Origin of the sequence: Streptomyces sp. NPDC017979, assembly GCF_044328175.1 — a bacterium.
Taxonomy (GTDB): domain Bacteria; phylum Actinomycetota; class Actinomycetes; order Streptomycetales; family Streptomycetaceae; genus Streptomyces.
This window is the reverse complement of record NZ_JBIRGU010000013.1, coordinates 213372-223368: the sequence shown is the minus strand read 5'-3', so window position 1 is coordinate 223368 and position 9997 is coordinate 213372. Positions and strand designations below refer to the sequence as shown.

Sequence of the window (9997 nt, the reverse complement as noted above, 5' to 3'; positions counted from 1 at the left end):
ATCCGGGAGACCCGGGTGTCCGCGTACAGCCGGGCGATCGGGTACTCCAGCATGTAGCCGTAACCGCCGTGCAGTTGGAGGCACTTGTCGATGACCTGGCCGGCGACCTCGGTGGCGAAGAGCTTGATCTTCGCGGCGTCGGCCGGGGTCAGCTCGTCCGCGTCGTCGAACTCGATGCCCTTGTCGACCATCGCCTGGAGGGCCGCGACCTCGGTCGCGCACTCGGCCAGCACGAACTTGGTGTTCTGGAAGGCTGCCACCGGCTTGCCGAAGACCAGGCGCTCGCTGACGTACTCCTTGGCGAAGCGGATCGCGGCCGTCGCGGCGGCGGTTGCGCCCACGGCGATGGAGAGCCGCTCCCGGGGCAGGTTCCGGCCGAGGTACGAGAAGCCCTCGTCCTGCTTGCCGAGGAGGTTCTCCACCGGCACCTTCACGTCGTTGAAGGCCAGCTCGGAGGTGTCGGAGGAACGCAGGCCGATCTTCTCCAGCTTGCGGCCGAACTCGAAGCCCTCGCTGTCGGTCGGGACGACGAAGAGGCTCAGCCCGTGCCGGCGGTTCTCCGGCGTGGCCGGGGAGGTCCGGGCGACGACGACGCACAACTCGGAGTTCCGGGCCCCGGTGATGAAGGTCTTGGAGCCGTTGAGGACGTAGTGCGTGCCGTCCTCGGAGAGCTTCGCGGAGGTACGGATGCCCGCGAGGTCCGAGCCGGTGCCGGGCTCGGTCATGGCGACGCAGAGCATGAGGTCACCGGCGGCGATGCCGGGGAACCACCGCTGCTTCTGCTCCTCGTTCGCGAGGTTGAGCAGATAGGGCAGGACGACGCCGGTGGAGACCGCGAAGTGGCCGAAGGCGACGGCCGCGCGGGCGGACTCCTCGGTGATGACCGCCTGGTACTTGTAGCTGGTCTTCCCGACGCCCCCGTACTCCTCGGGGATGTCGAAGCCCATCACGCCGAGCGCGGCCAGCTTGCGGAAGACCTCCCGGTCGATGAGGTTGTCCCGCTCCCACTGCTCGAAGTGGGGCTGCACCTCCTTGGCGATGAAATCCCGGATGACCGCCCGGAACGCCTCGTGCTCCTCGTTGTAGATGTTGCGCTTCATGACCATTCCTGACTGGTGGTGGGACGGGGCGGCCGGTTCAGCGGGAGGCGCCGTCGACGTTGAGCACCTGGCCGGAGACGTAGTCGGCGTCGGGGGTGCAGAGCAGGTAGATCGCGCCCGCGGCCTCGGCGGGGGTGCCGGGGCGACCGAGCGGGTGGGTCCGCTTGACGGCCTCCATGATCTGCGGCGAGACGCCGACCTTGATCCGACGGCCTTCGATCTCGACGAAGGTCTCGTCGGCGGCGGTGGCCTCGGTCATCCGGGTGAGGATGAAGCCGAAGGCGACACCGTTGACGTTGACCTTGTAGCGGCCCCACTCCTTCGCCATGGTCTTGGTCAGGCCGATGACACCGGCCTTGGCGGAGGAGTAGTTGGCCTGGCCCGGATTGCCGAAGACGCCCGACACCGAGGAGACGTTGACGACCTTGCGGTGGTACGGGACGGGGTTGGCCTTGATGAAGGGCTGCGCCGCGCGCAGGATCCGGAACGGTGCCTTGAGGTGGACGTCGAGGATGGCGTCCCACTGCTCGTCGGTCATCTTCTGGATGACGGTGTCCCAGGTGTAGCCGGCGTTGTTGACGATGATGTCCAGCCCGCCGAAGGCGTCCACCGCGGTCTGCACGAACCGTTCGGCGAAACCCTCCTCGGTGACCGACCCGACACAGGCCACGGCCCTGCCGCCCGCCGCGGTGATCTCCGCGACGGTCTCGTCGGCGGGGTCCTTGTCCAGGTCGTTGACGACGACGCTCGCGCCCTCCGAAGCCAGCTTCAGCGCCACCTCGCGTCCGATGCCGCGGCCGGAGCCGGAGACGATCGCGACCTTGCCGTCCAGGGTTCCCATGATGTGCATCCGTCCTTCGGTGGGGTTCAGTTGGCGATGACGGCGCGGCCCTGGAGGGTCACGGTGCCGTCGGGCGGGCTGATGGTGAGGTCGAGGCGGGCGAGTCCGTCCTCGACGGAGACGACGATGCCCCGGCAGGCCGGGGCGGCGATGACCGGAGTGACCGTGGCGAAGGTTATCGCTGATTCACTTTTACTCTCATCGTTCCCGGTGTCAAGGGTGTGTTGCTCATGGGTAAGGGTTTACGTTGACATAAGGAAACCCGCCCGTCGGACCGGGGTCCGACGGGCGGGTGCAAGGCTTTTGCGGGTGGGGGCCGGCTATCGGAGGGTGCGGAGGAAGATGTCCGTCTTGCCGTTGGTGTCGTTGGGCACGATGCCCTCGGCCGCGGATTCGAAGACGACGTGGCGTCCGCCGGTGCTGACGGCGTCGACCCCGGCCGAGGCGGGTCGGTCGGTGACGGTCTCGTCGGTGCCCGTCTCCAGGTCGCGCAGGGTGAGCGGTGCCGGTCCGGTTGCGCCGGACGGGGTGTGCAGCAGGTAGCGGCCGGTGGGGTCGATGGCCACGCCCTTGACGCCGGGTACGGGCGCGGCGGTACCGGAGGCGACGTCGTGGACGTAGGTGTCGGGGCCCGAGCGGTAGACGACCTTGTTGCCGTCGTCGCTCAGCTGGACGAGTTCGGCGGCCTTGCCCGGGCCCTCGATCGGGCCGGCGGGGGTGTTGTCGGCCCAGTCCCACAGGAAGACGTCCTGCTCCCCGCCGTCCTGGTAGGCGAGCCGGGTGCCGTCGCTGCTGATGGAGGGTCGGGACGGTGCGGTGTTGTGGATGACGTCGACGGTCTGCAAGCCGCCGGTGTCCGGATTGCTGACCTCGATGCGCTGGTTGGTCTCCGGGTGCCTGAAGGTGACACTGAACGCCTGGTGACGGTCGTTCGAGCCCATGGCTGCCTCGCAGCTCCGGAGCGAGCAGGTGTAGGCCGCTGACCACCCCACGCTGAGGTGGTGCTGGTAGAGGGCCATGTTGTTGAACCTGGGGCCCAGATAGGCGAGGACCTGCCCGTCGCTGCTGAGCATCGGCGGCGCCAGCGGGTATCCGCCGAACTGCCTGTTCTGACCCGTTGCCAGCTCGCGGACGAACACCTCCTCGTTCCTCCCCGTGTCGCCCGGGGTGAGGTTGTTCGCGTACGAGGAGAAGACGACGCGGTGGCCGGCGGGTGTGATCGACGCGTCGGAGGAGTCGTCGTTGGCCTGGGTGCCCTCGGCCGCGACGCTGACCCTCTCGACGCCGGTCTGGCGGACGCCCCCCGCGTCCCCGGAATCGGCCGAGGCGGCGCCGTGCGGTAACGCTGTGATCGTGCAGACGGCGACGGCGACGGCGCTCAGGGCGACGCGCCCACGTCTGATGGTGCCCCGGTTCGTGCTCCCTCTCATGTTCCCCCCAGAAGGTTTCCGCTTCCGGCGCCCTGCCGGAAGGCCATCAGCATGCAACCGCGACGGCGCCGTGCGGTCAATGCGGCCACGCGCCCCGGAGGAACGGGGAAGTGCAGCGGACTTCCGGACACGACCTAAGGGCTATCCCGTAATCCCCGGTGGATCAGCGCGCGGCGTCAGATGCGGTGCATCGCAAGGCGGAGGGGTCACCGCATACTTGATGTATGTGGTGATTCCGACAACGCAGCGAGGTGCCGTAGCTGTCGTCGCGCGCCCGCCAGGGATTACGGGACAGCCCTTAGGCGTGGTGGCCCAGGCCGGCGGTCGTCGGTAGGTCTACGTGGCCCGTGTGCGCCGTGGGTGCGAACACCGCGCCGGCCAGCGGATCCTCCGTCACCAGCAGCGGCCCCACCAGATCCGCCGGCACCGTCGCATGCGGCAGTGCCGCCGCGAGGTGGGCCGCCGCCAGTGTCGCCACGCCCAGCTCCGGCATCGTGCCGAGCTTCACCGCCAGCCCCGCGGCCTCCGCCAGTGCAGCGATCTGGCGGGCCCGGTGCAGACCTCCCACCTTGAGGATCTTGATGTTGAGGACGTCCGCCGCCCCGCGGCGCACGATCTCCATCGCGTCGTGCAGCGACTGCATGCTCTCGTCGGCCATCACCCGCACCGCGCCCGTGCGCCGCAGGGCGGCCATGCCCGCCAAGTCCCAGTGGGGGAGCGGTTGTTCGACGAGGTCGAGCCCTGCGTCGGCGAGCCGGGCGACCGTGCGTGCGGCCGTCCCCGGGACGTAGCCCTCGTTGGCGTCGAGACAGAGTTCGACCGTTGCCGGGACCGTCTCGCGGACCAGCCGCACCAACCGGACGTCGAGTTCGGGGTCCTCTCCGCCCTTGACCTTGATGTGGGTGAATCCGCGGGCCGCGTAGTCGGCGGCCTCCGCGGCCATCTCCTCCAGGGTGCCGAGGCCGACGACCCAGGCCGTCGGCACGCTGGTGCGGACTCCGCCGCCGAGCAGCAGATGCAGCGGCCACCCCGCGGCCCGCGCCGCCAGGTCGTGCAGGGCGATGTCGAGCGCGGCCTTCGCCAGGCGCTGGCCGCGTATCGCGGTGTCCATCGCGGTGTGCGCCCCGGCCAGATCGCGCGGATCGCGGCCGACGAGGGCGGGCGCGGCGTGCTGGGTGAGGGCGGTCTCCAGGCCGGCGAGGGTCTCACCGGTGTAAGCGGTCATCGGGGACGCCTCACCGAAGCCGGTGACGCCCTCCGCGGTGCGTACTTCGACCACGAGGCTGATCAGTTCGGGACTGGTTCCGCTGCTGATGACGAAGGGGCGTCGATAGGGGGCCCTGACGACGCGCGTATGGACGGAGGCGATCTTCAAGCACGGCTCCTTTATCGTTACGGCCCGGACCGTAACAAGGTCCGGTGGCGCTCAGAGGTGTCCGCGGTAGACGATCGGGGGCGGCCGGTCAGTCCCTCCTGGCGACCGCTCGTGGGTGCGGCGACTCCCGCGCGTTCGGGACGCTTGAGAACGTGGCAACGGTGAGAGGCATCGCCGGTCTCCGTTCTGCTCGGGTGCCAGCTCGAACACGACTGCCGGGGAACGTCTGTGGGGCGTGCGGCCGTGCGGGGGCGGCGCCGACCGGAAGAGGCTTGACGTCCGCCATCCATGGCACCTACTTTCGGCCCGGGCCATAACCGCGTGTCTGCGGAGAGGATAGTGCCACGATGCCGGAACGGGAAATGCCACTGCCCACAGTTCTCGAACCTCGCGGCCGCACCCTGGGCGCCGAAGAACGCGCCGCCGTACTGCGCGTCCTCGACTCGGCGGTGCTGTGCAGTTCCTTCGGAGGCGAAGCGCGCTCCCTCGAATCGGAGATGTCCCGGCTGTACGCGACACCGGACGCGGTCCCCGAGACCGTCGCCTGCAGCTCCGGGACGGCGGCGCTGCACCTCGCGCTCGCGGCGGCCGGGATCGGCCCCGGCGACGAGGTCATCACCACTCCGGTCTCCGACTTCGGGACCGTCGCCCCCGTCCTGGCGCAGGGTGGGCGCGCGGTGTTCGCCGATGTGCGCGCCGAGGACGGCAACCTCGACCCGGCAGCCGTCGAAGCCGCAGTCACCGACCGCACCAAGGCGGTCATCGCGGTCCACCTCTTCGGTGGAGCCGCCGACGTCGACGCCCTGCGCGCGATCTGCGACCGGCACTCACTGGTCCTCGTCGAAGACAGCGCCCAGGCATGGCTCGGTGCGGACGCCTCGGGCCGGCTGCTCGGCACGGTCGGGGACGTCGCCTGCTTCAGCCTCCAGCAGTTCAAGCACATCACCGCGGGCGACGGCGGACTCGCGCTGACCCGCGACCCCGCCCTCGCCCGCCGGATGCGGCTCTTCATGGACAAGGGCTGGGACCGCAGCGAGGGCCGCATCCACCGGGTGATGGGCCTCAACTACCGGATGCCCGAGCTGTCGGCGGCCGTCGCCCGCGCCCAACTCGGCAAGGTCACCGACGTCGTGCGGGTGCGCCGCGAGCGGGCCGGACAGCTCGCGGAGGTGCTCCGGGACGTCCCGGCCGTCCGGATGCCCCGACGGCGGCAGGGCCACGCCTGGTGGGTGATGCCGCTGCTCGTCGACGACAACGCCCGCTGGGCACGGGCCCTCGACGAACTCGGCGTACCGGCGCTGCCCGGCTATCTGGAACGCCCCCTGTACGCCAACCCCGCGCTGCCCGGACACCAACCGGGCCTGTGCCCGCGCGCCGAGGAACTCATCGCCCGCACCCTGCTGGTGCTTCCGTGGAACGAGCGCTACAGCCCGGGCGACGTGGACCGCATCGCGCGGGCGCTGCGCGAGGTGGCCGCCGGATGACCGCGCACGACTGGCTCGCCCCCACCGCCGACGAGCACATCGGCTGGGACGTGGACGTGCTGTACGGCCCCTGGCCCCGGCACCACCGCGACGCCCCGCTCGCGGAAGTCCGCTCCGTCCTGGCCTGTTCCCCCGTCGCCCGCGCGCTGGCCCTGTCCACCCGGGGCCCGCTCTTCGACGACCGGGCGGGCAATGCGGAGACCGTCCGCGATCTCGCCGGCTGCCCGGAGTTGCTGCCCGTCGGCACCGTCGACGTGCGCGACGCCCTGACCGCGGAGGACCGGCTCGACGAACTGAGCGCCGACGGGGTGCGCTTCCTGCGCCTGTTCACCGTCGAACAGGGCGCCGAACCCGGCTTCCCCGGCTACCGCCACGTCGTCGCCCTCGCCCTCGACCGCGGGTTCGTCCTCCTCCACGACGGCGACCCCCGCCGCTTCGGCCCCGGTCTCACCGGCCGGGGCGCGGACGTCGTCTTCCTCGATCTGCACGCCTACCTCCTCGCCGACTTCCTGCTCCTCGCCCGCACCGAACCCGGCTTCCGCGCCACCACCCGCATGCTGTCCGGCGCCGACTCCATCGAGCGGGTCGTCGGCTCCGTCGGCGCGCGCCACCTCGTCTTCGGCTCCCGCACCCCGTTCATGGACATCTCCCCGCAGACGCTGCGGCTGCGCCACGCGGACATCACGGCCGCCGACCGCGCCGCGATCTCCACCGAGAACGTCGAGGAGTTGCTCGCCTGATGCCGGTCATCGACGTGCACGCCCACGTGGGCCGCTGGCAGTTCCACCTCACCGGCGGGGACGCCGACGACAACCTGCGCCAGATGGACCGCTACGGCATCGACCTCCAACTGGTGTCGGCGTCCGAGGCGGTCGTCTTCGACGCGGTCGCCGGCAACCGCGCCCTGCGGACGGCGCTCGCCACCCGCCCCAGACTCCTCGGTTACGCGGTCGTCAACCCGAACCGCATCGACGACAGCGCGGCGGACCTGCGGCGCTGCCTGGACACCGGCCGCTTCGTGGGTGCGAAGATCCACACCCACTACCCCGGCCGGGCCCCCGGCTCCGCCCAACTGGCCGAGGCGTTCGACCTCGTCGCCGACGCGGGCGTCCCCCTGCTCCTGCACACCTGGGGCCGCGAGGTCGAACTCCTGCCCGACCTGGTCTCCGCCCGCCCCGGCCTCCGCGTCATCATGGGCCACGCGGGCGGCGACGCCTGGCGCGAGGCCGCCCACGCGGCGGCGGCCTGCGACCGGCTCTACCTCGAACACTGCCGCACCGTGACGGACGCCGGCCGGATCGCCTATGCCCGTGCGGCCGGAGTCCCCATCACCCGCTTCCTCTTCGGCACCGACGCCACCCTGGTGGACCCCGCCCTCGCCCTCGGTGTCCTGCGCGACGCCGGCCTCACCCCCGGGGAACGCGAACGCGTCCTGTGGCGGAACGCCACGGAACTCTTCCAACTGCCCGTCCTGTGACCTCCGGCCACGGAGAGGTCGCGATCCGGAACGCCGACGCCGCGCCGCGGTGGTGCGGGGCACCCGCCGGTCCTCCGGCCCGCCGCCGACGTCGAGCGGTCGTAGCGACGGTCGTTCCGCCCCCGGGTGCCGCCCGGTGCAAGCCGTAGGGAGTCTTGACGGCTACTGGTGCGCGGCATATCACTTTCGGCTAGTGCCGTAACTCAAGCCTGGAACCGGAGGTGTTCCACACCATGTCGACGCGCCGTGCGTTTTTGGTGAGCACGACCGCAGCACTGTCCGTCACCGCCCTGTCCGCAGTCCCGGTGCAGGCGGCGGCCCTGAACGGCCGGGAGGCCACCGGCCCCGAATCCCTCGGCGTCCCCCTCAAGGACGTCCTCCTCATCGGCGGCGTCGTCGCCCCGGCGCCGAACGGCCGGCCTGCCTGCTGGAACATCTCGAACGGCGCACCCGCCCACCTCAACGCCATCGACCCCGTCACCGGCGAGGTCTCCGTCGCCGCCAAGCTGCCCGGCGCCGACGGCGGCTGGACGGCCGCCGCCGCGCCCGACGGCTCCGTCTACGCCGGCACGTGGGGCAGCAAGGGCCGGCTCTACCGCTGGCGCGGCGGCGACACCGCCGAGGACCTCGGCGTGCCCGTCCCCGGGGAGAACTTCATCTGGCGGGTCGCCGTCGACGCCGACGGCAAGGTGTGGGGCGGCGGTTCGCCGCTCGGCCACCTCTTCCGCTACGACCCGGACACCGGCGCCGTCGAGGACTTCGGCCGCCCGATCGCCGACCAGACGTACATCAAGAGCCTCGCCTGCGCCGGCGGCAAGGTCTACAGCGGCGCGTACTCCCAGGGCCGCATCGCCGAGTTCGACCCCGCGACCCGCACCTTCACCGAACTGCCCGCGCCGCCGGGGCTGCCGCCCGACAACAAGCTGAGCGTGTACGACCTCGACGTCCACGACGGCCGCCTCTACGCCCGCATCGGCACCGCCAACCCCAGCCCGCTGTACGTCTTCGACGTCGCCGCCCGCACCTGGACCGACGAGATCCCCGACGCGCACGGCCTCAACATCTCCCCGCCCGGCGCGGACGGCGCCGTCTACTTCATCCAGCGCAGCGAGATGCGCCGCTACGACCCCGCCACCCGGCAGCTCACCGGCACCGGCCTCACCTTCTCGGGCCGGGTGCAGAACGCCCGCTCCATCGGCTGGGCCGAACTCGGCCTGCCCCAGTACCCCGGGAAGAGCCTCGTCGGCACCCTGTGGCGCGGCCACATGTTCCGCTACAACCCGCAGACCGGTGCGTACGCCACGCTGGAGACACAGGTCAGGCGGGACGAGCCGATCGAGATCCTCGCCCTCGGCGCCGGCGGTCGGGGCACCGTCTACGCGGGCGGGTTCCTCAACGGCGGCTTCGCCGGCGTCGGCACCCGCACCGGCCGGTCGGACTTCCACCGCTTCTCGCAGACCGAGTCCGTGCTGCGGACCCGCGACGGCTCCGTGTGGATCGGCACCTACCCCGAGGCCCGCCTCTACCGGTACGACCCGCGCACGACCTGGAGTTCCCCGGAGTACTCGCCGGGCCCGGCAGGCAGCCCCGACAACCCGGAGCGGATCTACACGCTGAAGGACCACGTGCAGATGCGGGCCAAGGCCCTGGTGGAGGTGCGCGGGAAGATCGTCATGGGCACCGTCCCGGACGGCGACCGGCTCGGCGGCGCCATCGCGGTGTACGACCCGGACACCGGCGGGGTGGAGGTCACCCGGCACGTCGTCGAGGACGAGTCGGTCTTCTCGCTCGCCGCCGCGGGCGGCGTCGTCTACGGCGGCTGTTCCATCACCGGGGGGCTCAGCACGACCCCGCCGACGCGCGAGTCGGGCGCCGTCTTCGCCTGGCACGTGGGCGCCCGGCGCAAGCTGTGGGAGCTGGTTCCGGTGCCGGGGGCGGCCACCGTCACCGCCGTGGCCGTCGGCCCGGACCGCAAGCTGTGGGGCATCGCCGGCAACACGGTCTTCGCCGTCGACCCGTACGCCCGCGAGGTCGTCCGGCGCTTCACGGTGGGCGCCGGTCGGGGCGGCGGCGATCTCGCCGTGATGGGTCGCCATCTGTACGCGAGCATCGACGGCAACCGCATCTACCGCGTCGATCCCCGGTCGTGGCGGCCTCCGGTGCTGTTCGCCGAGTACGCGCACCGGCGACTCATCGCCCACCCCGACGGCCGGCTCTACTTCACCAGAGGCGCCGAGCTGTACCGCATCGACCCGCAGGACGGCGTCCCGGGCGATGATGACGACTGATC

General features: G+C 71.4%; 8 protein-coding genes. 4 read left to right on the top strand and 4 right to left on the bottom strand.

The genetic code is table 11. The annotated features are described in order from the left end of the window. From ACH4E8_RS28515 to ACH4E8_RS28500, 4 genes are all read right to left on the bottom strand, one after another. Nucleotides 1-1100 (bottom strand): acyl-CoA dehydrogenase family protein (locus ACH4E8_RS28515; protein WP_398453464.1); only part of this gene is annotated, 1100 nt, incomplete at its 3' end. Nucleotides 1101-1137: 37 nt separating this feature from the next. Further along, a complete protein-coding gene (locus ACH4E8_RS28510; RefSeq protein WP_398453462.1) occupies nucleotides 1138-1950 on the bottom strand; it encodes an SDR family NAD(P)-dependent oxidoreductase in 813 nt (270 codons plus the stop codon). Nucleotides 1951-2261: 311 nt separating this feature from the next. Further along, on the bottom strand, nucleotides 2262-3371 hold the full coding sequence (locus ACH4E8_RS28505; RefSeq protein WP_398453459.1) for a hypothetical protein: 1110 nt from the start codon (nucleotides 3369-3371) through the stop codon (nucleotides 2262-2264). Nucleotides 3372-3669: 298 nt separating this feature from the next. Continuing rightward, the gene (locus ACH4E8_RS28500; RefSeq protein WP_398453458.1) at nucleotides 3670-4746 is read right to left on the bottom strand and encodes a mandelate racemase/muconate lactonizing enzyme family protein; all 1077 of its coding nucleotides are present in this window, start codon (nucleotides 4744-4746) and stop codon (nucleotides 3670-3672) included. A 362-nt stretch (nucleotides 4747-5108) separates the two neighbouring features. Between ACH4E8_RS28500 and ACH4E8_RS28495 the strand changes: the two genes are divergently transcribed. The 4 genes from ACH4E8_RS28495 to ACH4E8_RS28480 all read left to right on the top strand — a co-directional run bounded on the left by ACH4E8_RS28495 (nucleotide 5109) and on the right by ACH4E8_RS28480 (nucleotide 9995). Further along, on the top strand, nucleotides 5109-6230 hold the full coding sequence (locus ACH4E8_RS28495; protein WP_398453455.1) for a DegT/DnrJ/EryC1/StrS family aminotransferase: 1122 nt from the start codon (nucleotides 5109-5111) through the stop codon (nucleotides 6228-6230). Then, nucleotides 6227-6970 (top strand): hypothetical protein, encoded by a 744-nt coding sequence (locus tag ACH4E8_RS28490; RefSeq protein ID WP_398453453.1) that lies wholly within the window; start codon nucleotides 6227-6229, stop codon nucleotides 6968-6970. Before ACH4E8_RS28495 ends, ACH4E8_RS28490 begins: the two co-directional genes overlap by 4 nt. Next, nucleotides 6970-7707, top strand: a complete 738-nt coding sequence (locus ACH4E8_RS28485; RefSeq protein ID WP_398453451.1) for an amidohydrolase family protein — start codon at nucleotides 6970-6972, stop codon at nucleotides 7705-7707. Before ACH4E8_RS28490 ends, ACH4E8_RS28485 begins: the two co-directional genes overlap by 1 nt. 233 nt (nucleotides 7708-7940) lie before the next feature. Then, complete coding sequence (locus tag ACH4E8_RS28480; protein WP_398453448.1) at nucleotides 7941-9995, top strand: hypothetical protein; 2055 nt, start codon at nucleotides 7941-7943, stop codon at nucleotides 9993-9995. Nucleotides 9996-9997: the final 2 nt, after the last annotated feature.